Annotated in this window: 26 protein-coding genes; 9 read left to right on the plus strand and 17 right to left on the minus strand. The window is 45.5% G+C overall.

Annotated features, from left to right (window positions below; all coding sequences use genetic code 11):
• Positions 1-32: 32 nt before the first annotated feature.
• The 5 genes from B7988_RS12515 to B7988_RS12530 all read right to left on the minus strand — a co-directional run bounded on the left by B7988_RS12515 (position 33) and on the right by B7988_RS12530 (position 6,049).
• The gene (locus B7988_RS12515; RefSeq protein WP_088658183.1) at positions 33-1,262 is read right to left on the minus strand and encodes a hypothetical protein; all 1,230 of its coding nucleotides are present in this window, start codon (positions 1,260-1,262) and stop codon (positions 33-35) included.
• A complete protein-coding gene (locus B7988_RS12520) occupies positions 1,259-2,350 on the minus strand; it encodes an AAA family ATPase (RefSeq protein ID WP_170930657.1) in 1,092 nt (363 codons plus the stop codon). The genes B7988_RS12515 and B7988_RS12520 overlap by 4 nt, the downstream gene beginning before the upstream one ends.
• Positions 2,340-2,876: a hypothetical protein gene (locus B7988_RS14945; protein WP_141225671.1), complete on the minus strand. Its 537-nt coding sequence runs from the start codon at positions 2,874-2,876 to the stop codon at positions 2,340-2,342. Before B7988_RS14945 ends, B7988_RS12520 begins: the two co-directional genes overlap by 11 nt.
• Before the next feature lie 4 nt (positions 2,877-2,880).
• Positions 2,881-4,953 (minus strand): N-6 DNA methylase, encoded by a 2,073-nt coding sequence (locus B7988_RS12525; RefSeq protein WP_170930658.1) that lies wholly within the window; start codon positions 4,951-4,953, stop codon positions 2,881-2,883.
• Positions 4,954-5,023: 70 nt separating this feature from the next.
• Positions 5,024-6,049 carry a DNA adenine methylase gene (locus B7988_RS12530; protein ID WP_088658186.1) on the minus strand — a complete coding sequence of 342 codons (1,026 nt, stop codon included), beginning with the start codon at positions 6,047-6,049 and terminating at the stop codon, positions 5,024-5,026.
• Positions 6,050-6,533: 484 nt separating this feature from the next.
• On the opposite strand from B7988_RS12530, the gene B7988_RS12535 reads away from it, so the two are divergent.
• A complete protein-coding gene (locus B7988_RS12535; RefSeq protein WP_088658187.1) occupies positions 6,534-6,977 on the plus strand; it encodes a mobile mystery protein A in 444 nt (147 codons plus the stop codon).
• Positions 6,978-7,059: 82 nt separating this feature from the next.
• On the plus strand, positions 7,060-7,431 hold the full coding sequence (locus tag B7988_RS12540) for a mobile mystery protein B (RefSeq protein ID WP_088658188.1): 372 nt from the start codon (positions 7,060-7,062) through the stop codon (positions 7,429-7,431).
• Positions 7,432-7,562: 131 nt separating this feature from the next.
• On the opposite strand, the gene B7988_RS12545 is transcribed toward B7988_RS12540, so the two are convergent.
• Genes B7988_RS12545 through B7988_RS12555 form a run of 3 tightly spaced genes read right to left on the minus strand, consistent with a single transcriptional unit; the run spans position 7,563 to position 8,418 of the window.
• Positions 7,563-7,952, minus strand: a complete 390-nt coding sequence (locus B7988_RS12545) for a helix-turn-helix transcriptional regulator (RefSeq protein ID WP_249268994.1) — start codon at positions 7,950-7,952, stop codon at positions 7,563-7,565.
• Positions 7,921-8,187, minus strand: a complete 267-nt coding sequence (locus B7988_RS12550; protein ID WP_088658189.1) for a hypothetical protein — start codon at positions 8,185-8,187, stop codon at positions 7,921-7,923. Before B7988_RS12550 ends, B7988_RS12545 begins: the two co-directional genes overlap by 32 nt.
• Before the next feature lie 39 nt (positions 8,188-8,226).
• On the minus strand, positions 8,227-8,418 hold the full coding sequence (locus tag B7988_RS12555; RefSeq protein WP_088658190.1) for a hypothetical protein: 192 nt from the start codon (positions 8,416-8,418) through the stop codon (positions 8,227-8,229).
• 351 nt (positions 8,419-8,769) lie between these two features.
• On the opposite strand from B7988_RS12555, the gene B7988_RS12560 reads away from it, so the two are divergent.
• Positions 8,770-9,210, plus strand: a complete 441-nt coding sequence (locus B7988_RS12560) for a L,D-transpeptidase family protein (RefSeq protein WP_088658191.1) — start codon at positions 8,770-8,772, stop codon at positions 9,208-9,210.
• 9 nt (positions 9,211-9,219) lie between these two features.
• Here B7988_RS12560 and B7988_RS15325 read toward each other — a convergent pair whose 3' ends face one another.
• Positions 9,220-9,492 (minus strand): hypothetical protein, encoded by a 273-nt coding sequence (locus B7988_RS15325; RefSeq protein WP_073322678.1) that lies wholly within the window; start codon positions 9,490-9,492, stop codon positions 9,220-9,222.
• A gap of 208 nt (positions 9,493-9,700) precedes the next feature.
• Positions 9,701-10,522 (minus strand): DNA damage-inducible protein D, encoded by an 822-nt coding sequence (gene dinD / locus B7988_RS12570; protein ID WP_088658192.1) that lies wholly within the window; start codon positions 10,520-10,522, stop codon positions 9,701-9,703.
• 265 nt (positions 10,523-10,787) lie between these two features.
• On the opposite strand from dinD, the gene B7988_RS12575 reads away from it, so the two are divergent.
• Positions 10,788-11,417, plus strand: coding sequence for a hypothetical protein (locus B7988_RS12575; RefSeq protein ID WP_141225672.1), 630 nt, complete (start codon positions 10,788-10,790; stop codon positions 11,415-11,417).
• Positions 11,418-11,736: 319 nt separating this feature from the next.
• Here B7988_RS12575 and B7988_RS14950 read toward each other — a convergent pair whose 3' ends face one another.
• A complete protein-coding gene (locus tag B7988_RS14950) occupies positions 11,737-12,144 on the minus strand; it encodes a hypothetical protein (RefSeq protein ID WP_139261130.1) in 408 nt (135 codons plus the stop codon).
• Here B7988_RS14950 and B7988_RS14955 point away from each other — a divergent pair.
• On the plus strand, positions 12,135-12,677 hold the full coding sequence (locus tag B7988_RS14955) for a hypothetical protein (RefSeq protein ID WP_139261129.1): 543 nt from the start codon (positions 12,135-12,137) through the stop codon (positions 12,675-12,677). The two genes, B7988_RS14950 and B7988_RS14955, sit on opposite strands and share 10 nt — an antisense overlap.
• A 6-nt stretch (positions 12,678-12,683) precedes the next feature.
• On the opposite strand, the gene B7988_RS12585 is transcribed toward B7988_RS14955, so the two are convergent.
• Complete coding sequence (locus tag B7988_RS12585; RefSeq protein WP_088658194.1) at positions 12,684-13,316, minus strand: PH domain-containing protein; 633 nt, start codon at positions 13,314-13,316, stop codon at positions 12,684-12,686.
• 152 nt (positions 13,317-13,468) lie between these two features.
• On the opposite strand from B7988_RS12585, the gene B7988_RS12590 reads away from it, so the two are divergent.
• On the plus strand, positions 13,469-14,311 hold the full coding sequence (locus B7988_RS12590) for a hypothetical protein (RefSeq protein WP_088658195.1): 843 nt from the start codon (positions 13,469-13,471) through the stop codon (positions 14,309-14,311).
• Between the two features lie 78 nt (positions 14,312-14,389).
• On the opposite strand, the gene B7988_RS12595 is transcribed toward B7988_RS12590, so the two are convergent.
• Positions 14,390-14,989, minus strand: a complete 600-nt coding sequence (locus B7988_RS12595; RefSeq protein ID WP_088658196.1) for a superoxide dismutase — start codon at positions 14,987-14,989, stop codon at positions 14,390-14,392.
• Between the two features lie 20 nt (positions 14,990-15,009).
• Positions 15,010-16,107 (minus strand): DUF1343 domain-containing protein, encoded by a 1,098-nt coding sequence (locus B7988_RS12600; protein ID WP_088658197.1) that lies wholly within the window; start codon positions 16,105-16,107, stop codon positions 15,010-15,012.
• A 193-nt stretch (positions 16,108-16,300) separates the two neighbouring features.
• Here B7988_RS12600 and ssb point away from each other — a divergent pair, with 193 nt between their 5' ends.
• Genes ssb through B7988_RS12615 form a run of 3 tightly spaced genes read left to right on the plus strand, consistent with a single transcriptional unit; the run spans position 16,301 to position 18,754 of the window.
• Positions 16,301-16,762 (plus strand): single-stranded DNA-binding protein, encoded by a 462-nt coding sequence (ssb, locus tag B7988_RS12605; RefSeq protein WP_073054116.1) that lies wholly within the window; start codon positions 16,301-16,303, stop codon positions 16,760-16,762.
• Between the two features lie 3 nt (positions 16,763-16,765).
• Complete coding sequence (locus B7988_RS12610; RefSeq protein ID WP_088658198.1) at positions 16,766-17,722, plus strand: hypothetical protein; 957 nt, start codon at positions 16,766-16,768, stop codon at positions 17,720-17,722.
• Between the two features lie 9 nt (positions 17,723-17,731).
• Positions 17,732-18,754 carry an aspartate-semialdehyde dehydrogenase gene (locus tag B7988_RS12615; protein WP_073322656.1) on the plus strand — a complete coding sequence of 341 codons (1,023 nt, stop codon included), beginning with the start codon at positions 17,732-17,734 and terminating at the stop codon, positions 18,752-18,754.
• 108 nt (positions 18,755-18,862) lie between these two features.
• Here the strand turns inward: B7988_RS12615 and B7988_RS12620 are convergent, their stop codons facing one another.
• From B7988_RS12620 to B7988_RS12630, 3 genes are all read right to left on the minus strand, one after another.
• Entirely contained in the window at positions 18,863-21,193 is a 2,331-nt protein-coding gene (locus tag B7988_RS12620) for a GLUG motif-containing protein (RefSeq protein WP_088658199.1), read from the minus strand.
• 22 nt (positions 21,194-21,215) lie between these two features.
• Positions 21,216-22,334, minus strand: a complete 1,119-nt coding sequence (locus B7988_RS12625) for an aminopeptidase (protein WP_088658200.1) — start codon at positions 22,332-22,334, stop codon at positions 21,216-21,218.
• Positions 22,335-22,436: 102 nt separating this feature from the next.
• On the minus strand, positions 22,437-23,375 hold the full coding sequence (locus B7988_RS12630; RefSeq protein WP_088658201.1) for an AgmX/PglI C-terminal domain-containing protein: 939 nt from the start codon (positions 23,373-23,375) through the stop codon (positions 22,437-22,439).
• Between the last annotated feature and the right edge of the window lie 205 nt (positions 23,376-23,580).

Below are 23,580 nucleotides of genomic sequence, written 5' to 3' on the forward strand. Positions count from 1 at the left end.
GAAGGGTGGCTCTCTAGCACCGGACTGGTGGCTCAAAGTACGCCGGAATAATCATTTATATTTCCCAAAACTATTTTCACAACGTAAATAGATACTCCTAAGAAAGAATAAAAGGCTTTTTGTGAAACCGTGCCAGAAACTTCATTGTTTTCTGCTTGTGAAGGGTACACTAAAAAAATGGTATTGGTTTTCAGACTCTGACAAAAAGTGTAAGCCTCATATAAATCAGCTTTAGAGATTTCACCTGTAATTTCGTTTTCTAACAATTTGTATTTAGCATCGACCAAATAAATTGGCTTATCCAAATCGTCGTTATTGAAAATTGTTATGTCTGGAAAAACATTTACGGTCGCAACTTGTGAAGTATAGTATTTTTGGCCTGCTTTTACAGGTAATTGGGATTTGATTTTTCGACCTTTTGTTCCCAAAATAAGCCCAGTTGTTATAAGCCATTCCCACATTTGCCATGTACTTGCTATAAATCCTGGAGCAAAAAAAGAGCCGTTGTTAAATGCTAGGCTTAAACCGTGAATTATGTCTTGAGATAATTCATATGCTAGAGCCCATTCTTTGTTGCGAACAGGAAGAGTTGGGAAAATGTTTGGAATAGGATTTTGCGACCCTAGGTAATTCAAAGCTGATTGAAGAATGTTTTCTGTACGATGGTCTTTGGCATAGGGAAGTACAATTTCAACAGCCTTCTTTATGATTGCGTTGTATGGATTTCTTTTGTCAAAGGTTACAATCGTTTGAGAAAAACCGTTAGGATTACGTTCAAAAAAAGTTTCAAAATTCAATTCACCTTCAATACCAAAATCGCAGAACGATTTGATACGGTAATTTCTAATGGGCTTACGTTTGTTTGAAAGAAATTCCTCTGCAATAATTCTGCTCGCTATGTCAAGTAATGTATCTTTTGATGATAGACTTGAATTGATTTTGTTTTTTGATAAAATTTTACCATGCTTAGAAAGCGTGGCAAGAAGATAAACTGTTTTCTTCCAACTTTCGTCGTTGTTTGAATAAAATTTTGGAATTACTTCAAGTTCTATGAAGGAATTTAATTTTATAACGCCTGTTATTCCGCGAGCGACAATATATTGATTGGAAATAAAAAAAACATTGGTTTTAGTCCCAAGAGCATTTCGGATTCGTTTATTAGCGTTGTCTAAATCCTTATACAACTCTGAAACCGTGATTCCGTTTGAAATCACATCATCAACTTTAATTCCTTGACCATATTCAGTAAGTTGGTATCTCATTGCCCGTGGTGGAGTATTGACAAATACAAATCGAAAATATTAGTTTCCGTTATATCGGAACATTCTAATACGATTTTGTTTTCGCCGGCAAAAGTTTCTTCTTTCTTTATGTAAGGAGATTTTTCACTATTTGCATTAAGAATAAAAGAAAGCGCCGATGCATCACCAAAGAAAAGTTCCTCAATGTGAGTGTATATTGTTTGCCAAATTTCAATTGCGTGTTTTAGCGCACTATTTACATCAGTCGCCTTATCTTCCGTTAGCAATATGCCGTGGCCTAGTTGATAATCTGCACCTTTTCCTATGGTAATCAGTCGGTTGATTTCTTCAAGAGCCTTCGTTACCACGTAATAAACATCCTCTACTCGTTCTGGCCGCTCTGAAAGTTGTTCATTCGGGTTGAAACCGAAGTATTCAGCAAGAATTTTGTAATCAGGTTGTAATTTTACTGACACCCAGCGCCTTAAAAAGGCCACGTCTAAAGGAGCGACCGAGACGTCTGCTTGATTCATTGCCGCAAGTATATACAAACGCGGCGAAAAGGCGTATTCGGATAATGTTGCTGTATTTGGATCGAGAATATCGAAAAACTGAGTCTGTTTATTTTTCGTGCTATCTGCTGATAGCCTTTTGTCACATTCTATCGCAACAATGCTGCCACCAAAAACTTCTACAGCGGGGCCTCTGTTAATCTCATCAATTATCAGCAAAGAAGCACAATCAGTTCTTTTAGCGAATTCATTTGCTTCGTATAGAATCCCTTTACTTATCTCAAAACCATTCTCTGTTCCTGGCCGAGGCACATAACCAGTGAAGAAATCTCGGTATTTCGAGTTTTGATGAAGGACTGTCCGAAATACACGACAAGTCTTTCCCGACAAAAAAGGAATATCTCTTTCAATTCCACCTTCTGGAATAGGCACATCTGCATTAAGATCATGTTGAGGATTTGTAATTGAGCGAGCGGCACCTTCAAACATCGACGCAATAACATTCAGCAATCGAGATTTACCTGTCCCAGGAGCCCCCATCAACAGAACGTTCTTTTTTCTGTCAAGTAGATCTAATATATGTTTTTCAAGATTCATTTGTGTATTCATCTCCATTTTCAAAATCAAGATAACCTGCAGGAGTTACCGAGGAACTTCTTCGAGCACCCAAACCACGTAGCACTCCACTTTTTATACTTTGATGCCATCCCTGCGTTCTAAGAGAATGTTCTGATGTGAAATATGCCCATACTTCAAAATTTTCGTCCAATAAAAGTATTAGAATACAATCCGTAGCATCATTAGGTACGACATCTCTAGGAAAACATTCATGAACTTTCGCTATTCTAACTTCATTAGGTCTCGATTCTGTGGGAGCATGAATAGTGACATGTGTTGTTGGAGTAAGCCTCCAATGCAATTCTCCAGTATACACATGTCCAGCAACACCTTCGTTAGGGAACATTCTTTTTAGTATTGGAAAAAACTTATTAGCCGGACTAAATCGAAGATCTCTAGCACCACCACCCGTACTGGCGTCATTAGATTCTGCACGAAATTTCCGTATGTCACCAGCTACGATTTTTTTGTATAGAACTATTCTGATTCCACCATTATAAGGCATGTTTTTAGGTCTCCTTTTGACATAGCACAATCATTTCTGAAGGTATATAAGCATTAGAATTCTTTTGTTGTTTTAATCTTTTGTCAAAAATATTGCAATCGAGTTTCCATTCTTTAGCAGCCTTAGAAAGAAGTAAATCCTTTGTAATACTAGATTTTTTTTCATTCGCTAAAGGCCTCTGTTTTTTGTCAAGTAGGGGAAAATCGCTTAGAATAAGTTTTAATTCATCAAAATCTAGGCCATAGGCTTGGGCTACAAGAACGTCAATTTCGGCTCTCAGCCTAGACATTTTTGTGCCACAGTAAAAATCTTTTCCCATCACTGATAGCTGACGTGACTTTGAAATGATTTTTTTTGAAAGCGACGATGTTTCATTTATATTTGGAAAAGGTATACTGAAAAGTAAAAAATAGTTAATTGTGGTTGATACAACTCTACGAATCATCCAGTCAAATACAAAACTATTTGTAATGCCTTGCCATAAATACAGAATGTCGTTGGTCGCACTTTTTGGAAACAATAATGTTGGAACTTTGTTCCCGCATACAACATTTGGGGGGATTACCGCGCTCATCATGGAACGTTCATTTGTTTGCCCTGCAATATCACAAAAGCCTACTCTATATTTTTTTACCCGTTCTTTCAAGGCTTTACTTAATGAACTTTGTTCTATAAAAAATTGAGGCTGACTTTTCTCACAGCAAGGTTTCCATACTGCACTCCTACCTTGGCCGGATAAGTATGTTTTTGCACCAAATCTATATTGTTGCACCATCCGTCCTTCAATGACAGGGAATGCATTCTTTGTCTGTTTAGAAATAAAGTAATCTTTATCAGAGGTCATGTCAACTTCTCTCGAAATGTCAGCCTTCCATTCATTATTGACATCCCCCCATTTTTTCCCGTTGTTACAGATTTTGTAGAACAACTTTAGTTCTTCCTTGCTGCGAACTTCGGGAATTGTCAAGTCAGGCCTATATTTTTCTAATTCCTTGGTATAGAAAACAATATCGTTTCCTCGCTGAATAGAATTGTTCTTTGAACAAAGAATGTTAAAGAGAAAATGATCCGTCTTTCTCTTTTTATCTATTTCAATCAAAAGCAGCAGAAATTTAAATCTTGAATCGATAGAAAAGAAATTTCCTTTGTTTTCAAGCAGATCAAACTCTATTTTGCTGAAAGAATTAAGAATTTGTTTTCGAAGATCATAAGTACCTTGCGAACGAATTAAACCGGCAGGAACCAGAAAGGCGATTTTTCCACGTGTTTTTTTTGTCGATTGAATGGCCTTTTGAAGAAACGCCATATAAAAATCAGGCTCTGAGTCATTCGAAAAATTAAAATTCTCCTTTATTACCCTGCTATAATTTGTTACGAGATCTTTTTCTTCGAGGAATTGCTCGTTATTAAATGCTGGATAATCAGCCCCGTAAATACATTCGTAGCCAGATCTTGTTGCAAAATTATGACGAGTTAGTTTTATTCGTCCCCAGGGAGGGTTGCCAACAACAATATCAAATTTCATTTTCGAAACATCTGCATCAAGCAGACTGTCGCATACTTTCCATTTCCTAATCATGGAAACAATTGCTTCTGCATTATTTGTCGTAGAAAGGAAGGCCGCCGCACCGCCTCTCAAGGCGTCTTCGGATAGGTCGAAAGCAAATACATTTTTTTTCAGCCATTCATCATATTGTTCTGAAAAAAATTCTTTGTATTTTAACGCTATTCCTATAAGCAGAATGCATGTGCCAGCAGCAAAATCGACAATTGATGCGTTCTGTTTTATGCCTATAGCACATGAATCTGCAATGAGATCAGCCAATCTAAAATCAGTGTAAAAGACTCCGTCTTTTTTTTGCTGCTCTACAGTTAATGGCTTTCTTGCGAGTGAGGATATTGCGACAGAAAAGGGTATTTCACTATTTTCAACTATTAGATTGAATTGGCGGATTTTCTCGTCTGAAACCTTTATTCCTGGAATATGTTGCCGTTTCCAATAGTAGTCTATGTTTGCTCCGCTTTTGGTTGCAGCGCTTTTTTCCAAAAAGCAAATACGTTCTTCAAAAGTTTCCACGTTGTCGCATAGAAACTTTTCAGCCTTTTCCAGTATTTTATTTTCAAATGTGTTCTGGTGGCCCATGCTATTATATAGTCCTTTTGAAATCTAAAAGATACTCTTTTACAATAGAATTGTTTGAAAGGGCTGTTTTATTAGGTGTATAACGACTTATTTGTTTTAACTCGATAATGTCAACGTTTCCAAAGGCATGAAGGTTTTCGGATAAGCAATCCAGGTTTACGTGTCCTTCGTCACTATATGATAAAATGACTCTTCCTGCTTTCTGTTTTGATATAAGTTCTACAAGAGCATTGAGTGCTTTTGTCTTATAGCAAAAGACTGACGCTTTATCTTTCCACGGCCTTAAACCAGCAACGCCAGTTACCTCCGGTCTGTCTCCTTGAACGATCGATTCCAGAATGTGATAGTATGACGCATACTGCCTCTTTGTGTAGGGCGGATCAAAGTAAATCGTATCGTTGATTGAAGAGTCTAAATCAAAAACATCTTTATTTGATATTTCGAAAGAAATTTTACGTTTACGCAATTCCCGAGGGGTTAAGATAATGTCTCGTTCAGCCTGTTCCGTCCATTTAGATAAAAAACAGCCGTATGTACCCGCAATGTTTGCAATTTCATTTGTGGATGAAATTAAATCTGCGAGTAGCAGAAAAAATTCATTTTTGGTAATATCTTTTTCGTGATACCATTTGTGAATTGCATTTGCTATACCATCGATTTTTTTTGCGTTTGCTTCCGTAAAATATTTTCTCTCAGGTTTCCCAAATTGTTTTGAAGCTGGTGAATATTCTCGCCAGAAATAACCCCTGTTCGCCCTAATATGATTTAGCTCAGCAATAGCTTTGTTGTATCCACCAAAGCACTTAAATGAAACTTCTTTGGTGCTTAAAAGTCCCGCTGTAGTCATAACCACAGCGCAAAGCAAAATATCGTTTATTTTGACATTCCAACCATTAGCAGCAGCCTGTTGCGCGACACAACCTGTGCCAGAAAATCCATCTATAAAAAAACCCCTTTGGGGAGGCGCCCCAACAATTCGAATGATTTCGTCAACTATTCTTAATTTTGAACCTATGTATCTATAGCCCATAGCATAATTATAGCAATATCCTACAGATTCAATTTAAATATCAACTACATCCAAAGACTTTTCGGAAGTACCTCCACAATCTGAATCAAGCCCCCCCCCTCTTTAAATGGCTTTCGCATTTTTTATACAAATCATTACATTTTTCTGTATAGATTATTTTCAAACATCCTGGATAAAAAGTTTGAGAAAACAACTCGAACTGCGACCGCGGACCTCGCATTATTATACAGGGCGTTGCGGGGTGTCCCCGCAGAAGAGGTAGCGGAAGACTTGGCGAGCCAAGGCTGCAGCGAGGGGAAAGCTTTCCCCTCCCCTTTTCAATGCGTCCAGGTTCAAAGCCTGGGCGTTTTTTTTTGCGGGAAATAGTATTTTTTGGAATTTTCGCAGCCATTTTTCACTTTACAACAAAAAAGTTATATTTTATTGAAATTCTATAATATATTTATTATATTACAGAAGAATATTAAAACAAATAGGTTATTTTATGAACCAAAGACTGATTTTGCTCAGGGCTCTTGCCCATAAGACGGGAAACCTCGCCCAGCTTCGCGACGCCCAACCGCCCAAGCAGGGGTGGATTTCCGCCGTTCGTCGAGCTCTCGGAATGACCGCAAAGCAACTTGCGGAACGCGTCGGGCTTTCTCAGCCACGTATCGCCAAAATGGAACTCAACGAAAACAACCTCAAGATTTCGACCATGAAAAAAATCGCGGAAGGCCTTGACTGCGATTTCGTTTATGGTTTTGTCCCCAAAAGCAGCCTGCAGGAGACGATTAAACGACAGGCCCGTAAAAAAGCCGAAACAATCCTGTCGAGCGTCAACACGAACATGGCATTGGAAGACCAACTTGTCGACGATCCGCATATCCTGACGGACATGGCCGATGAGATGATAGCCAAGAACATAAGGCGCATTTGGGATAAGTAAAAATTTTCCCCATTCGTCATTTTGTCATTTTATGACATGCCCATAATTTATATTTTGGGTATGGCCGATATAGTTCGGTCAAGTGTGGAAATGGGCCGGTGAATACCGAACGACGGAAAGAAACATTGGGGTCGCGCCATACCAAATTCCCGTCAAATTGAAGACGTTGTTCGATGATGTGAAATTTTGGATGGAGAACCATACATTCCCCAACTTGGAAATAGCCGTCCGGCTTCACCACAGGCTTGTTTTAATCCACCCGTTCCCTAACGGCAATGGTAGAATTTCGCGACTGATGGCGGACCTGCTTATGCAGCAACTTGGCGAGCCGCGGCTCTACTGGGGTGATGCCAGCTTGAACGACATTACGGATTTACGAAAGAAGTATATTGACGCGCTTCATCCCGCCGATTCCGGGGATTATACAGAACTGATTAAGTTCGTGACAACATAAAAGTTGTTTGCGAGCCCGCATAACTAAAGAAATATTCAAAAATAGGTCTTATAGTCGCTCTTTACGAGCAATGAACTTTAGCACGCAACCCAACCCTACACCATCTCAGCCTTGAGATTTGCGGCTAGTTTCTACCAAAACAAATTCTTATAACTCGTTCCAAGAGCGTTCGCGAGCCTATGGGCCATCTTACGCCCAATCGGTTCTCTACCCCGCTCCATCGCAGAAACCTGCTGCTTGGTAATGCCTACCTTATCCGCAAGTTGCTGCTGAGTGTAGCCAAAAGTCGTGCGAAGCAACTTCAAGCTTTCGGCAGGCGTAGTTTCCGCCTTGATTTGTTTTGAAAGGTCCGTCTCACCCCACTCAACATACTCTTCGTCTCCATTCACGACATCTTCCACATTCGGGAATGCAGACCTGATATAAAGCAGAAGGTGTTCAGGAATATTCGTTCCCTCAAACGTAAACATCGTTCCACTCACATCCTTACTAGTAAGGCGCATTTTCACGGCTTCCAACATAAGTGACCTCCAATTCAATTCCTTCTATTGTTTCAAACCAACACGCCACCCAATGGTAAGAAAGATGGCAATGATACGTATTCATATCGGTGAGTTTTTTGTAGTTCAGCCAATTTGGCAGAACCGGTCCTTTTTCTTTCAAGTCCTCCACAAGTTTGTCAAAAAGAATCCTTTCTCTCTTTGGCATAATTGCGACAGCCTTCACAATTTTCTTCTTTAAAACGACTCTTCTCATAATATATATTATTTCTTTACTTCTGTCAAGATTTTTTCTTTACTTTCTGTTTGAGCCATCAATCCCACGTTCATGCAGCATTTTGCGGACAGCACGGTTGTTGTCTACATATTCCTTTTCAATTTTCTTTTGCTTGACCAGCCTTTTCACCCGCGTATTATGCAGCGTCATTTCATTTGCCAAATCTTTAGCCTTGGCAAAAACTGTCGAGAAAATTTCTTTAGACTTCATATAGCCTCCATTGATGTAGCCGCTCTTTGCGCCGTCGCAAACTGCGACCGGTTGATTTTTTTAGAGGCGTTCTTTCGCATTGGGCAGCAAACCCAAATAAAAACGCACTAAGCCGAGAGCAGCGGAAATAAGTTCACTTATTTCCATTGCCGAGGCCAATGCGTTAGCGCTACAAGCGAAAAAGAACGCACCTCGCCTTTCCTTAGACGAGATGCGTTCGGGGATGCAGAAATTGTACCTAAGTTTTAATTTTTTGGCAAGAGGGGCACGAAAATTTTACATTGTGTTATCTGTCGCAGACCACAAATAATCAAGTTCAACAGCGAGTTCTAAAAAACTACATTTCAAGTCATGCTCTCCTCACCCATTGACAACATTCTCGTAGAAAAGGCGAAACGCCAGATGCACTTGCGAAGCGGCGAGAACATCGTCAAGACGTACAGGATTTCGCTTGGCAAGAATCCCGTGGGTGCGAAGGTCAAGTCCGGCGACAACAAGACGCCCGAGGGTAACTACACCATCGAACTTCACAATCCCAAAAGCGTCTTTCATTTATCGCTCCGGATTTCGTACCCGAATGCGGAACAGATTAAGGCCGCGAAAGAAGGTAACTACGAGCCAGGCGGAGACATCATGATCCACGGCTACCCGAACAAGGTTCCTGCGTTCCTCTTTAAATTCTGGCACAAGTGGAAAGACTGGACCGCCGGCTGCATCGCCGTCACGAACGACGAAATCGAAGAAATCTACGCCGCCGTCAAGGACGGCACTCCAATAACCATCAAGCCTTAGAATATCGCTTCATCGACCATTCCTTGCAGCGTCAATTTCGGCATTGATTTCGTCCAAAGACATTTCAGAAGCGCCGGCACGAGCCGCATCGGCAGAAAGCCGCTGCATGGTATTTAGCATTATTCCTTCCATCGAGGATGCATTTGCCAACGAAGCGAGTTCTTTCCTGCGTTCTTCGGTAATCTGTGGCTTGCCTGCATGATTCGCCTCGAAATCGGCAAGGATTTCTTGCTCCTCTTCGTCGAGATTGAACTTTTTCGCATGTTCTTTAAAAGACAACATTATACTTTCCTTTTTTATGCGACATAACAAATGTAAATCATTTGACTTTTTCGAGCGATTTTCGCTATTTTCTAATGCCCTTCGGGTCGGAAATAGGCAGTTTGACACCTTCGGACGGCCACCCCCAACAATCCCCCTCTTTGCGGTTCTTTTCCGGCATGCGCCTCCTTTGCCATTTTCACAAACGGTTTCTTGTAACTGCGACTCATTATCGGCCCCCATTCACTTCAACGCCTTTTTTCAATCGTCTTTCAACCTTTTTGACATCCTCGCCTGCCGGCAACTTTTCAGGAACGATGCCGCGATCAAGCAACATCTTGCGGACAGCACGGTTGTTGTCCACATGTTCCTTTTCAATTTTCTTCTGTCCAAAAAGATTTTTGGTTTGCGTTTTGACAGACGTCATTTCAGCAGCAAGGTCCTTGGCCTTGATACTGACTGTCGGCAAAAAATCTGCCAACGGACGACTTGCAGGAACATTATACTTGCGCTTAAGTAAATTCGTATCAATATTGAACAAAGCTTGATCACCCTTCGAACGAATAATAGCGAACCCCTTGCTATCTACGCCGCGTTCAAACAAGACTCCAGAAAGAATCTTCTCTGTCTGTGCAAGTTTTGCACGAGCCTGAACACGCTCAAGTTCATGAATACGAGTTTCTACAATTTCAGCAACACGGGTCTGAACAGCAAAATAATTCTGTGCAAAGGAAATTTCTGGCTTGCGGGAATCACCGTTCTGCGCAATCAAATAACAAGCATAGCGAGAAAGCATGTAATCATCTACTTCACGCCTTGCACCCTTAGCAAGATCGATCATTTTCCCCACGCGGGGAAAATGATCCTCAGAAAGTTCTCCCGCATTATCACAGGCTTCTTTTGCCTTGTCAATCACATTCAAAAATTTTTCCCACTTGCTATACCCAAGCAGAACAGCAAGTTCGCGAGCACTCCAGCATTCAATGCCTTCGTATTCGCATGCAATTTGTTCAAACTTGTTGAACAGTTCCTTGATTTCATTAGACTTCATATAGCCTCCGTTGTTATGGCCGCATTTGCGACCGGTTGTTTTTCAGAGGCGTTCTTTCGCAACGGGCAGGAAAGCCCAAATAACAAAGAACGCACCTCGCCTTTCCTTAGACGAGATGCGTTCGGGCTTTAATGTACCTATAATTCAAAAAACTGGCAAGGGGGCCACAAAAATTTTACAGAGACGTCAAATTTAAAAGACTAGACGTATTTTTATTTTGTATGTTTACAACCAGAAAAGAATATTCGATGAAGGAGAATTTTTTATGAAAATTTCGACCATTATCTCCGCACTGAGCATTATCGCACTCATTGGCTGTGCGGGTGGCCCCCGTCAACGCAGCATCAACGAAATGCCGGAATACGGCAACCAGCCCAAGAGTCCCGAACTATTGCAGGCCGACCAAGAATTTCTAAACACAGTCAAAGGCAAGGAAAAAGAATCCTTTGACCACATGATGAATGTCGGATGGTCCTTTTTTCAACGAGGCGATATAGGTACTGCCATCAAGCGTTTCAACCAGGCATGGCTCATCGATTCTACCCGCTACGAGTCTTACTGGGGGTTCGCTGCCGCCGAAGGCCGTCTAAACAATCTAGAAACATCTAAGCACTATTACGAAAAAGCGCTCAGCCATAACGGCGACACGAAAATTCTAAATCCGGAATACGCCATCGTGCTCCGTGAATCAGCCAAAAAAGAAAACAACAGCGAAAAACTAGCCGAAGCGGACAACCTGTTCAAGAGTGAAATCGAAGCGGGCAACGAAAAAGCCGCCTGCATTTATGCCTACCAGCTTTTCCGCGAAAAAAAGAACGAAGAAGTTTGCCAAATCATGGCAAGTTCATGCAAAGATGATAGAGACAACCTCAAGAAAAAAGCAGGCTGTAACTAATTCACCAAGCAGAGCTCAAGCCGTATGAAGGCGACCTTCCTAATCATATTTGTTCTAGTTGCGCAAGTTCTTGCGGGCTCCCACCGCATAGCTTATGACCGTGTTGATCCAGAGGCATACGAAGCAAGCGTAGACTCAATCCCAATCATAGCGGATTCCGTCACAAAGCTCTTTTCGTTGTCAGATTCATCCCTAATACACGCTGCAACAGATGCGTTTTCATTTAGAGAGATTTTCAACCCCATTCGGGACAGCCTTATTCTTTTTTATACAGAACATCCTGAAGAACCGCTGGATTCACTACGGCAAGAGGTTTTACTTAATTGGTCGTGCCGGTACCCGCTAAATTGTTATTCCCGAACACCCCTAGGGAGCGGTTTTTACATATCGCGAGGGCAATTTCAAGTTTTCGAAGATAACGACGAAGAAGGGATTGACCAAATATTCTCATTCCTTCCAGATTCATCGTATTACTGGATATACCTTGAGCAAAAGCAACATATCGATTCAACGGTAGCACAACAAAAACCAAATATCCGCCATAAGGTACAAAGAGCACTCTCGCAAATAACATACCGAATGCAGCGAGCATCTTTATCCAAAAAAGAACGTAAGGAACTAGTACAACTGATAGACCGGCAAACCGACTCCGTTGCAACGGATTACCATCTGGGAACATACGGGAGATCTCAGCTAGGGCGTTATGCATCACGTCGAATGTTCGCATTTGACCTTTCTTTCTTCATGGCAATGCCGACCATAGACGAGTCTTTCAACAATATCAGGTTCTATGGCGGGGATATTTCCGTAAAGGCAACAACGTCCAAAGGGGACTTCGGTTTAGGATTTAGTGTCGGCTATGGGAAAAATGAAGGGGACGACATCCACTACGAAGACATCTACCACAAGGGCGGGGAAACCGCGGGCGGCGTGACCCCGTATCTCTTTTACGGCTATCCGGTTTTAGACAATACGGACCACAAGATTGTCCCTACAGTCAAATTATGCTACTACAGCGGCAGTTCCGGGGATGAATCTATCCCAGCAGAGGACGATACGCACAAGCAGTTTTTCTATTCCCTGGGAATCCGTTACGAGTATACTATCAACGCCCCCGCCGACAAGGAGGACTATCATAAAGGTCTCCTACATGACGCCGTTTTCGCGACAATCCATTTCGGCTTCGACGTAAACATGTATGCCGCAGATGTCATCGCCATCAGGGCATTTGTCGGGCTTGGCTTGGGACTCTTTTCGTAAACAGCCCTACCCCATATACTTGGATTTGTACCCGTGATTTTCCTTGGGCCGCAGGTCGTTCGGGTACATCACATCGGTGTAGATGTCCTCCTGCAGTTTTTTCACGAGCTTGTACACTTCAGCGTAATTGGCGATGCTGTCGATGGAAATACCCGCGTTAGTCGACATTCTTCGCCCGTTCAGCGTCGCGGGATTGGCCTGCGCAGAGGTGGTGATGATATCGCCCACGCCAAACCACTGATCAAAAATGCCGCGGTGCAAATCTACGTGCGAAAGTTCCGCGAAAGGCTTTGACTTATAGGTCCTCGCAAAGATTCCGCCGGAAGCATAGATTCCCTTGTCCGTGACGATATAGGCCGTATTGCGATACCGCCTGAACGAGAGCATAGCCCCGCCCAGGTAAATCCATACGGGCATCAGGTGAAGTGCCATGAAGGGGACAATAAAGAAGGCTGCCTCGTTCGACTTGTCCGAAGAAAAGGCCGCCCCGATAAAGAACATGTCAAAAAGGCCCCAAACGAGCGCAAACGGGAGCAGCGGATTGAAGATGCATTCAAAGATAAAGCACCTTTTGTCCGGCTTGCCGGCATAAAGGATCTTTTCCCCCTTCCCTATCAAAAGCGTCAGTTCGTTTTCCATAGCCACACCTCAAAACGGATAAACATTTCCCTATTAATATAAACAAAAAAGCGTAATTTACTCCTTTTTATTTACAATTTGTCCAAAGTTTTGGATTAATTCGTTTGCAAATCTTGCGCTTTAAAGGTATATTATGGGAAAAGGAGAACGAGATGTCTATCAAGAAATACAAGCGTAAACTCGCTTTATGCGTTGCCGCATTGTTTTGGGCAGGGTGCGACAGCGATTCCAGCAGCGCTACCGAAGCCATTCCAGAGAATCCTGGCGAGATTACTCCACTCCCCAACAGTTCCGAAGAAACCGCTCCCAGCAGTTCTTCCGAAATGGAAACGACTCATTCGAGCGAATCTTCTGAAATACTTTCCAGTAGCTCCGAAGGACTTCCCGAATCATCTAGCGAGGCGGAACCGTCTGGCGAAACTGAATCGTCGTCTAGCGTGAACAGCGATTACCCCTACACGCTAAGCACATTCCCGAATGTCCACTGCAAGGATTCAAGCTATTTCCATAAATCATGGTGTCCTTCAAGTAAGCCCTCTTTAAAACAATCCATTGCAGATATGGAAGCAGATATGCCTTTATACGGCATTGTTCAACCCGTCTGCCAAGACTACGACAGAACTGAACATGTCTACACATGCGATAACGGATGCAAGTATCAACCAGGAGCATTCAATCTGCTGCAAGGAGACACAATCTTCCAGCAGGAATATTCCAGTATTGACAAGAAGTATATTCCCATCCAGAAAAAAATCGCACAAGACAGCGCTCAAGCCGAGGCCAGCACCTCTTACCCGTACATGCTCGCCAGCGACACCACCGTCCATTGCAAAACCATGTACAAGACCAAAATTGCGAAATCGACTTCTTCGAGTTTGTGCGACACCTACTCCGAAGGATACCATTTTAGATGTAAAGACGGCAACAATTACGAATGGGAAGAGATGCTCCGAGACGAGAACGGACTTATAGAACGAGAAAATCCGGATGAATAATCGGCCATAAATCAAATTACTTATAAGAAAAACCGCCGGTCCAATGACCAGCGGTTTCTTTTTACATCTGTTCTGAAATTAGCCGAGACGGTTGTTGATGACGTTCCAGTCCACAATCTGCCAGAGTCCCTTGAGGTAATCGGGGCGGCGGTTGCGGTAGTCAATGTAGTAGGCATGTTCCCACACATCGAACGTAAGGAGCGGCTTTAAGCCCTTGGTGAGCGGGTTCTGGGCGTTACCTTCTTGCGTAATCACAAGCTTGCCCTGTGCATCGGCAGAGAGCCATACCCAGCCGGAACCGAAGAGGCCTGCACCCTTTGTCTGGAATACTTCCTGGAACTTTTCGAAGGAACCGAAATCGCGGGCGATGGCGTCGGCAATTTTACCCGTCGGAACGTTGCCTGCAGACGGAGCCTTGAACTGCATGAAATACATGTAGTGATTCAGGAACTGGCCTGCATTATTGAATACACCGCCTTCGGCTACTTTGACGATATCTTCGACAGTCTTGCCTTCGAAAGCGCTACCCGGAAGGGCTGCGTTCAAATTATTGAGGTAAGTCTGCAGATGCTTACCGTAGTGGAATTCAATAGTTTCCTGGCTGAGAACTGGAGCCAGGTCGCCTGCGGCATACGGGAGTGCCGGCATTTCAAATTTTCCGTTAGATTGTTGAATCATACTTTCCTCTTCTTTGATGGTTAAATGCTACTTTCAATAAATTCCTTGCGGAACGTGCCGTTACCGAGCAAAATGTCAATGGGCAACTTCTTGAATTCGTATTCGTAAGGGGGCTGTTTCCAGGCGAAATCCTTGGGATATTCGTTGAAAATGTACTGCAACAGCTTTACCGCCATATCAAAACTGCGGAACTTGTCGCGGTCGAGCACGTGAATCTGCGCTCCCCCGCAAATCTGGCCCGCACCCTTGTGGAACGTGGGCTGGAAGTAATTTTCGCGGAAGTAGACGCCCGGGAGCTTGAGGTCATTCATGTACTTGCAAAGCTTGACGGCATCGATAAACGGGGCACCGAAAATTTCGAACGGACGCGTGGTGCCGCGGCCTTCGCTCACGTTGGTCGCCTCGAACAGGCACATGCCGGGGTAAACGATAGCGGTATCGAGGGTCGGCATATTGGGGCTCGGCAAAATCCACGGAAGACCCGTCTGATCATACCACATCTTTTTGTCGTAACCTTCCATGCCGAGCACGTAGAGTTCGCACTTGGGGAAGCGTTCTTCCTTGAACTGCACCGCCAATTCACCAATCGTCTTAGCATGGCGCGTACGGATACTGTGCAGGCCCACAAAACTCGTGTAGTCCAAATCCAGCACCGGGCCTTCTTCGTCTACGCAGTTAATGGGGTTCGGGCGATCCACCACAATCACGGGGATTCCGGCCTTTTCGCAGGCTTTCATACAAAGGAACAGCGTCCAGATAAACGTGTAGTAGCGGGCGCCCACATCCTGCAAGTCCACAAGCATCATGTCTACGTGACTGAGCATTTCGGCAGTGGGTTCGCGGTGTTCGCCGTAAAGGCTATAAACGGGAATGCCCAGTTCGGGGTCGGTGTAACCTTCCCATTCGATCATGTTGTCCTGGGTGTGTCCCTTGATACCGTGCTGGGGGCCAAAAAGGGCCGACAGTTTAAAGAGTTTGCCGTCGTATTCCTTGAGTAAATCGAGGGTATAGTGCAAATCCGGGAGAACCGATGCCGGGTGCAAAACCGCGCCGAGGCGCTTACCCTTGAGATTTGCGGGGAAAACTTTTTCAAATTGTGAAAGAGCGAGGGTTACCATAGTGATTCGTTGGCAGTTGGCAGAACTTAGTCAGCAGTGATTAAAGGTTAGGGGTTAGACAACTTTTTTCAAGAAAATATAAATAAAAGGCGCCTGGCGGGGCCTGGAAACGAAAAAAAATTCAAAAATGGCACAAAGTGACAGACGGATTTTTTTATTTTTACCCTAGAACAAAAAACAACTAGGATTAATTATGGCTTATTTGAATAAAGTGATGCTTATCGGCAATATCGGCAAGGACCCCGTCATTAGCGCAAGCGCAGCAGGTCGCAAGCGCGTATCGTTCTCCTTGGCCACCAGCCGTCGCTATCGTGATAACAATGGTGAACAGAAGGAACAGACTGACTGGCACAACATCGTGGGTTGGGGCAAAATCGCCGACACGATGGAAACTCTCGGCGTGCACAAGGGCATGACCCTCTATGTAGAAGGTTCGCTCACCAACCGCAGCTGGACCGACCAGACAACCGGCCAGAAGCGTTACAGCACCGAAGTCAACCTGGACACATTCCAACTTTTGACGCCGCGCGGCCAGAACGGCGGCAACTTCCAGGGAGGCAACTCCTACAGCCAGTCCAACAACTTTAGCCAGGCAAGCGCCCCCTCTTACGATGCTCCAGCACCGGAAGGCGTCGACGACGATCTGCCTTTCTAAAAAATGAACCAGCAAATTGCAGATATCGCTTTGATGATGGTGCTCCCCCTGGGCATCACCTTTACAGCAATTCTCATGTCCGTTTCTGCAGAAACACGCACCAAAATCATGATGGGCGTGTTTTTGTCATTCCTGATTGTGGCAATGGATTGCATATTCTTCTTCGCGAAGAACTCGTTCATTGCCTACAACTGCGACGGCGGACTCCTGCTGTCATTCGCGAGCCTGTTTTTCTTCGCTATCATAGGCTTTATCCGCTTTGACGACCGCGCAGCGAAGGTCGGAAACATCTTTCTCGCCTTCTTTATGCTGTCGGCCTTCATGGGAATTGCCTACTGGGACCGCCCGACGTTCATTCCGACATCGGACTACACCGCCGAAGAAATCGCCGCGATGAACATGAAGTACCAGGACTACATCGCCTCGTTCCAGAATGGTGAAGGCGGACAGATTCTGCCCGGTTCCGACCACATGGTTCGCCATAGGATTCGCACCGGCGATCAGGCAGGCAAAGCCGGCAGCGACGACAAGGACTTGAGCAGGCTCGACAGTTATCTGGTCGATGCAGAAACAGTCATCAAGCGCATGCAAGACATCATCAACTCCATGGATGCCTTCGGCACCCTGCCGTCCAGCATTTCGGAATCAGAGCGTGAAATGCGCAGCAGCCAGGCGCTTGCCATCAACAACAATGCCATCGCGCTTAACAAAAAGGTTCTCGGGCTTTTCCACCCGCATAAATCCAGCGATGCGCACAAGGAACTGATTCAGGCAAGCGAATGCGTGCGACTCGCCGCCTACGCGCTCTACAGCTACACGCTCCAGGAAAACCCGGAGCAGCAACTGATCCAATACAGGCAGTCCAGAGACCAGATTGGCCAGATGAAAATCTACCTGAAGCGTTTCTGGAACGCCACAGAAGCTTTACAATCAAACAATCAACAACAAACCGAACAATAAAGGTTAATTATGATTCGCAACGTTGCCATCATGGGCGCCACGGGCGCCGTGGGCCAGGAAATCCTCTCCATCCTCGAAGAACGCAACTTCCCGCTGCAGAGCCTGAAGCTCCTCGCTTCTGAACGCAGCGCCGGTAAGGAATTCAAGTTCAAGGGCGAAACCCTCAAGTGCGAAGTTCTGAACAAGGATTCTTTCAAGGGTGTCGACCTGGTGCTCAGCTCCGCTGGTGCCGCAATTTCCCAGGAATTTGCTCCGATCGCCGTCGAAAACGGAGCCGTGGTCGTGGACAACACCAGCTTCTTCCGCATGGATCCGGCAGTGCCGCTGGTTGTCCCAGAAGTGAACCCCGAAGACATCAAGCTCTACAAGCCTGAACTCGGCGGCAAGGGCATTATCGCTAACCCGAACTGCACGACCATCATGATGGTTGTGGTGCTCAACCCGATCGAAAAGATTTCTCACATCAAGAAGATCCACATTTCTTCTTACCAGAGTGCAAGTGGCGCAGGCGCCATCGCCATGGAAGAACTCAAGCAGCAGTACAAGGACATCCTCGAAACCGGTACGACGACGCACATCAACAAGTTCCCCTTCCAGCTCGCCTACAACGTGATTCCGCAGATCGACAAGATGACGGAAAACGACTACACGAAGGAAGAAATGAAGATGTACAACGAAACCCGCAAGATCATGCACTCTGACGTTCGCACGAGCGCCACCTGCGTGCGCGTGAGTTCGCTGCGTTCTCACTCCGAATCCGTGTGGTTCGAAACCGAACGTCCGGTTTCCGTGGAAGAAATCCGCAATGCCTTGAAGAACGCTCCGGGCGTGACCCTCAAGGACGATCCGCAGAACTACGTGTACCCGATGCCGCTCGAAAGCGCCGGCAAGGACAACGTGTTCGTAGGCCGTATCCGCAAGGACCTCGCCGACGAGAACAGCAACACGCTGTGGCTCACCGGTGACCAGATCCGCAAGGGCGCAGCCCTCAACGCCGTGCAGATTGGGGAGATTCTCGCTAAGGGTGTGTAATTCGAAAGATTGCGCGACTGCGCAACTTTCGCTTTAGCGAAAAACATTTAAAAAGCCGTCCTGCAAAGGACGGCTTTTTTGTATTCAGCAATTTTTAGCAAGTTCAAACTAGCGAAGAAGCGTCCTCGACAGAGCCTTGCCGTTCTGTTCCAGAACAATCAAAGCAACGCCTCGAGCATCTACGGCACCACTCAAATTCACTTGATGCACGCCTTCGCTCATTTTGCCAAGCGAAACAACCTTCTGCAACACCCCCTTCAAATTATACACCTTGACGTTCGTCATTCCCGAACGGGAAAGCGTTACCATAGCTTGCAGGTTTCGGCGGTTTCCATATAGTTTAAGGCCATTAGCGCCCTTCACGGCTACCACGTTCGGCTTCGCAATTTCAATCGGAGGACCATCTTCGATAATTTCGGGAAGCACTCCTGTCGTAAACACAAGGTGCGGGAAGGAGAGCGTATCGTTCAAAGTCCAATACTTGTCGAAATCAGTCCAGTTCTTGTATAGAGACGCATTCTTCATTTCAGTAAACGCAACGCCGTCTACCGTTGAATCCGTTCCAAACCCGCAGCCATCCTTATTGTAAAGGGCATTTTTTACAGATCCGTCGTTTCCTGCCACAAAGCAGCCGGCACCATAAAGTTCAGCGCCGCTTGCAACAGTCTTTCCAGCAAAGAATACGTTTTCAATATTCTTTCTATTCGTACCGACAAATCCAGCAGGTTCAACCTTACCAGAAACCTTTCCCGTAGCATAGGCATTCAAAATGGTTCCACTGTTACTCGAAACGAAACCAGCGCCTGTGTATTCACTGGTGACATTTCCCGTAGCGTAGGCATTATTGATTTGACCTTCATTGGAACCGACAAAGCCGCCCGCCGTATACGACACATCATAACCTGTGATTTTTTCAAGAGATCCAGTCGCATAGCAATAGTAGATATTGCCCTTGTTCACGCCGACAAAGCCGCCAAAAACAGAATACGAATGCACATCACCCGTCGCATAGCAATTGAGAATTTTTCCTTTATTTACTCCCACAAAGCCGCCAGCATGCATGCCACCAACGACTTCCCCGCTTGCGAAACTATTCGAAATAATACCGGTAGAGTCGTTTTGACCGACAAAGCCACCATAAGTATCACCGGATCCCTTATTACCGTTATTCACATGGCCCGTCGCATAGCAACTATCGATTTTGCCGCTATTGCGGAATACAAATCCTGCCAAATTGTTGAACGCATCAACATTTGCTTTCGAATACGAATTCAATATAGTGCCGGCGTTGTTCAAAGCGAAACCAGACACAAGTCTCCCAGGGAATGAATCGGCAGAAACCGTGCCTTCCATACGGGAATTCTTGATGATACCAGCATTGTGAACGACGAAACCGCCAGAACTATCGGAATGGACATTCGTCTTGGCAAAGCCGTTTTCGATGACCCCAGTCGTATCGTTCGTTCCAACAAAACCAGCCGCACCACGGTATTCACCAAAAACCGTATCGGCATCGACACTGGAATTCTTGATGGTTCCGCTATTATACCCAACCAGGCCAGCCGAATTTTCATTCATCGAATAAATTGAACCATGAGAAACACACGAATCAATCGTTCCCGTATTATATCCGGTCACACCGCCCAGATAACGGTTTCCATGTTCAAGAATTCCATTGATTTCAGCAGAAACAATTAGGCCTTCATTGTCACCGGCAACTAAACCAAGTTTTTGTCCGTAATAAGTAGACCGCATGTCGGCATCGACTTTCACGTTACGAATAACCGATTTTGTTCCGGAATTGCTACCGACAATACCGCCGACACTTACACGATCATTAATGCCATAAACGACGCCAATAAAGTCTACATCTTGAATGATGCCGTTTTCATTAATACCCACAACACCACCCGTACTAACCGGGGCGCGCACCGTATCACGCTTGAGCTCAACATTTTCAATCAAGCCAAAATTCATTACGGCCACAGTGCCAGCTGCCCAGACAAACTTTACCGAAATAAAGCAATCGGACATTTTCAGATTCTTGACAACACCATTAGGGCCTACAGCCATAAACATGGCCGTTGAACGAGTATCCGTCGACATCGAATAAAGATTCGATATGGTATGGTCCGCGCCGTCAAATACGCCGCCAAAATAAGACTGCTCTGTTCCATAGTACGCTATGCCTATCGGCTGGAAACCGGCGGTGGAATCGGAGGCATTCTTTTCGTTCCGGGAAGCAGATGCATCGATATCGGCCACCAGGACATAATGCCCATTCATGCCATAGTCGCCTAAACCCACAGCCTTGAGGTCCTCGTAATCGGCGACCTGCCATGGACTTTCGGCGGTTCCCGCACCAGCCATTTTACCATTTGTAGCCAAGCATGGTACAGCCAGCAAGGCCCCCAAAAAAATGGAGAGTTTTTTCACCATATTTCCTCCTTCTTATGAAAATCTATTTTCCCAGCTGGTCCGGGTTCAGGCACTTGAGTTCGTCAACCACGAACAGGCCGTCCTTGCGGATGAGCTTGTCATCGAACCAGATTTCGCCGCCACCGTATTCCGGGCGCATAATGAGCACCAGATCCCAGTGGATAGCGCTGATGTTGCCGTTCGGGGCTTCTTCGTAGCAGCGGCCCGGCGTAAAGTGGATGGAGCCAGCAATCTTTTCGTCGAAGAGGATATCACACATGGGAGCATTCACAAACGGGTTGAAGCCGATAGCGAACTCGCCCACATAGCGGCCGCCTTCGTCGGTATCGAAGAGCGCGTTCAGGGCCACGTTGTCGCCGGATTCGCAGGTGGCGTTCACAATCTTGCCGTCCTTGAATTCCAGGCGGATATTGCTGAAATACTTGCCGTCGTAAAGGGTCGGCGTATTGTAGTGAATCACGCCATTCACGCTGTTGCGCACCGGTGCGGTATAGACTTCGCCATCGGGGATGTTCATGTTGCCGCAACACGGAATCGCAGGAATGTCCTTGATGCTGAACGTCAAATCGGTACCGTTTGCCACAAGGCGGACCTTGTCGGTACGGTTCATGAGGTCTACGAGGTTCTGGGCGGCCTTGGCCATCTTCGGATAGTCGGCAAGGCAGGCTTCGAAGTAGAAGTCTTCAAACGCCTCGGAACTCATCTTGGCACCCTGCGCCATGGAGGGGTTCGGCCAGCGGAGCACGCACCAACGCGTCTTATTCACGCGGTAGTTAAGCACGTCTTCGTTAATCTTGCGGTAGTTGAGCATCTGGCGGCCGTTGATATCGCAATTTTCGAGGGCGTTATCGGCACCGCGAATGGCGATGTAGGCCTGCATCTTCTGCATTTCGGCCATAGCGAGGTCTGCCTGAAGCTGCATCTGTTCGATGGTTGCCGACTTGATCATTTCACGACGGACACGACCGCGGTAATTATGCACGAATGCGTTACCGCCCACCTTGGCGACAGCCTTCACAAGTTCTGTCGTGACTTCGTCAGGAGTGTCGGTCGTTTCGATAAGAATGTTTTCGCCCTGCTTAAGAGCAATGGCGTTGTTAATCAAATTTTCAGCTAGCTTTGTAACGCGAGGATCTGTCATTTCTATACTCCTATTTGCAGACTACAATATAGCAAAAGGAGATCGCCACGGCGCTACGCACCTCGCGATGACGAGAACACGTAGCTTCCGCAGCGAAATAATTTATTCCGAGAACGTGAAGGGTATGGTCACCGTGGTATTGCCCGATTTCACCTTGCTGAATGTCCAGCGACCGACTGATTTCTTGATTTCATTGTCGAATTCGCTGTAATCCGTCGTGGACGACACCAGCGACATACTGATGATTTCGCCACCCGGAGCAATCGTGAACTTGAGCGTTACCTTTCCCTGGAACCCCGGCTTCTTTTTGAGGTATTTATTGTAGACATGCCGTAGTCCAGGAGTACGCTGACGGACAACCTTCATGATATCTGCAGCGGAACGGGATGACGGGCCGGAGCCCCACTCAATATCCGTTTCCTTGGGAGCCTTTATATTTCCCATAGCCTTGGTCGATATAGCTCCAGCAGAGCCACTGACCAGGTTCGAGATATCGTCGCCGATACCGCCGCTGCCACCGGCAAACATGCCTTGGTTAAATCCGTCTGAAATTTTTCCACGGACTTCACCAATCTTTGTCTTGCCGGTCACTTGCAAGCCATTCGTATTCTTGAGAACCTTGTCGATATCCTTGGCAAAACTTTGCCTGATCAAGTCGTAAGCGGCAGCCGAAGCATTTGCAGTTTGAGCCTCTAGCGCATGAATCACGCCACGATTGAGCGGGGCTCGAGGATTACCACGCCCTACGGGTTTCCCGCCAGTGCCAGGCCTTTTACTTTGGATATCTTTCGGTTTTCGTTCTGGTTTCTTGTCGGGCTTTTTTTCCTCCTTTTTGTCGATGATGTTCATGGTTGCTGTGATTTCGGTGGTTGGCGAATCCACAAAAATGGAATCGTCAATCAGCACCTCGTACGTCGTTGCCCAGAAGCACAGAAGAATCGCGACAAGAAGCGATACGCCTGCAATGCGCACCATCTTTTTGTCGGAATCCGGCAACAGGGACGCGATGAACGAATCCGGTGTTTGGACTACTGCTGTCATGATTTTATCCTCCCTTTAACAGGGTTTTGATGGATGTTTTAGGGTATAGGCAGGGACACTACCCTTTTGACAGGGCATTATTCTTGCCTTTGGAACAGACTCCGGAACGGGACTTTAAAAGGCAAGCCCATTACACAAAGTCAAATATGTCAGGGAAACAAAACGACAGAACAAAGGAATTAGTTTATCTGTATTTCATTCTATA

Source organism: Fibrobacter sp. UWB1, assembly GCF_002210325.1.
Taxonomy (GTDB): Bacteria; Fibrobacterota; Fibrobacteria; order Fibrobacterales; family Fibrobacteraceae; genus Fibrobacter.

What these genes read in the sequence shown, in the direction of transcription:
- B7988_RS12550 (WP_088658189.1), bottom strand. Translation starts at nt 8,187, where the DNA reads ATGAGAAGAGTCGTTTTAAAGAAGAAAATTGTGAAGGCTGTCGCAATT.
- B7988_RS12600 (WP_088658197.1), bottom strand. Translation starts at nt 16,107, where the DNA reads ATGGTAACCCTCGCTCTTTCACAATTTGAAAAAGTTTTCCCCGCAAAT.
- B7988_RS12515 (WP_088658183.1), bottom strand. Translation starts at nt 1,262, where the DNA reads ATGAGATACCAACTTACTGAATATGGTCAAGGAATTAAAGTTGATGAT.
- B7988_RS12575 (WP_141225672.1), top strand. Translation starts at nt 10,788, where the DNA reads ATGAAAATTTCGACCATTATCTCCGCACTGAGCATTATCGCACTCATT.
- B7988_RS12520 (WP_170930657.1), bottom strand. Translation starts at nt 2,350, where the DNA reads ATGAATCTTGAAAAACATATATTAGATCTACTTGACAGAAAAAAGAAC.
- B7988_RS12595 (WP_088658196.1), bottom strand. Translation starts at nt 14,989, where the DNA reads ATGATTCAACAATCTAACGGAAAATTTGAAATGCCGGCACTCCCGTAT.
- B7988_RS12625 (WP_088658200.1), bottom strand. Translation starts at nt 22,334, where the DNA reads ATGACAGATCCTCGCGTTACAAAGCTAGCTGAAAATTTGATTAACAAC.
- B7988_RS12610 (WP_088658198.1), top strand. Translation starts at nt 16,766, where the DNA reads ATGAACCAGCAAATTGCAGATATCGCTTTGATGATGGTGCTCCCCCTG.
- ssb (WP_073054116.1), top strand. Translation starts at nt 16,301, where the DNA reads ATGGCTTATTTGAATAAAGTGATGCTTATCGGCAATATCGGCAAGGAC.
- B7988_RS12585 (WP_088658194.1), bottom strand. Translation starts at nt 13,316, where the DNA reads ATGGAAAACGAACTGACGCTTTTGATAGGGAAGGGGGAAAAGATCCTT.
- B7988_RS14945 (WP_141225671.1), bottom strand. Translation starts at nt 2,876, where the DNA reads ATGCCTTATAATGGTGGAATCAGAATAGTTCTATACAAAAAAATCGTA.
- B7988_RS12555 (WP_088658190.1), bottom strand. Translation starts at nt 8,418, where the DNA reads ATGAAGTCTAAAGAAATTTTCTCGACAGTTTTTGCCAAGGCTAAAGAT.
- B7988_RS12560 (WP_088658191.1), top strand. Translation starts at nt 8,770, where the DNA reads ATGCTCTCCTCACCCATTGACAACATTCTCGTAGAAAAGGCGAAACGC.
- dinD (WP_088658192.1), bottom strand. Translation starts at nt 10,522, where the DNA reads ATGAAGTCTAATGAAATCAAGGAACTGTTCAACAAGTTTGAACAAATT.
- B7988_RS12615 (WP_073322656.1), top strand. Translation starts at nt 17,732, where the DNA reads ATGATTCGCAACGTTGCCATCATGGGCGCCACGGGCGCCGTGGGCCAG.
- B7988_RS14955 (WP_139261129.1), top strand. Translation starts at nt 12,135, where the DNA reads ATGTTCGCATTTGACCTTTCTTTCTTCATGGCAATGCCGACCATAGAC.
- B7988_RS14950 (WP_139261130.1), bottom strand. Translation starts at nt 12,144, where the DNA reads ATGCGAACATTCGACGTGATGCATAACGCCCTAGCTGAGATCTCCCGT.
- B7988_RS12620 (WP_088658199.1), bottom strand. Translation starts at nt 21,193, where the DNA reads ATGGTGAAAAAACTCTCCATTTTTTTGGGGGCCTTGCTGGCTGTACCA.
- B7988_RS12545 (WP_249268994.1), bottom strand. Translation starts at nt 7,952, where the DNA reads ATGTTGGAAGCCGTGAAAATGCGCCTTACTAGTAAGGATGTGAGTGGA.
- B7988_RS12630 (WP_088658201.1), bottom strand. Translation starts at nt 23,375, where the DNA reads ATGACAGCAGTAGTCCAAACACCGGATTCGTTCATCGCGTCCCTGTTG.
- B7988_RS12535 (WP_088658187.1), top strand. Translation starts at nt 6,534, where the DNA reads ATGAACCAAAGACTGATTTTGCTCAGGGCTCTTGCCCATAAGACGGGA.
- B7988_RS15325 (WP_073322678.1), bottom strand. Translation starts at nt 9,492, where the DNA reads ATGTTGTCTTTTAAAGAACATGCGAAAAAGTTCAATCTCGACGAAGAG.
- B7988_RS12590 (WP_088658195.1), top strand. Translation starts at nt 13,469, where the DNA reads ATGTCTATCAAGAAATACAAGCGTAAACTCGCTTTATGCGTTGCCGCA.
- B7988_RS12530 (WP_088658186.1), bottom strand. Translation starts at nt 6,049, where the DNA reads ATGGGCTATAGATACATAGGTTCAAAATTAAGAATAGTTGACGAAATC.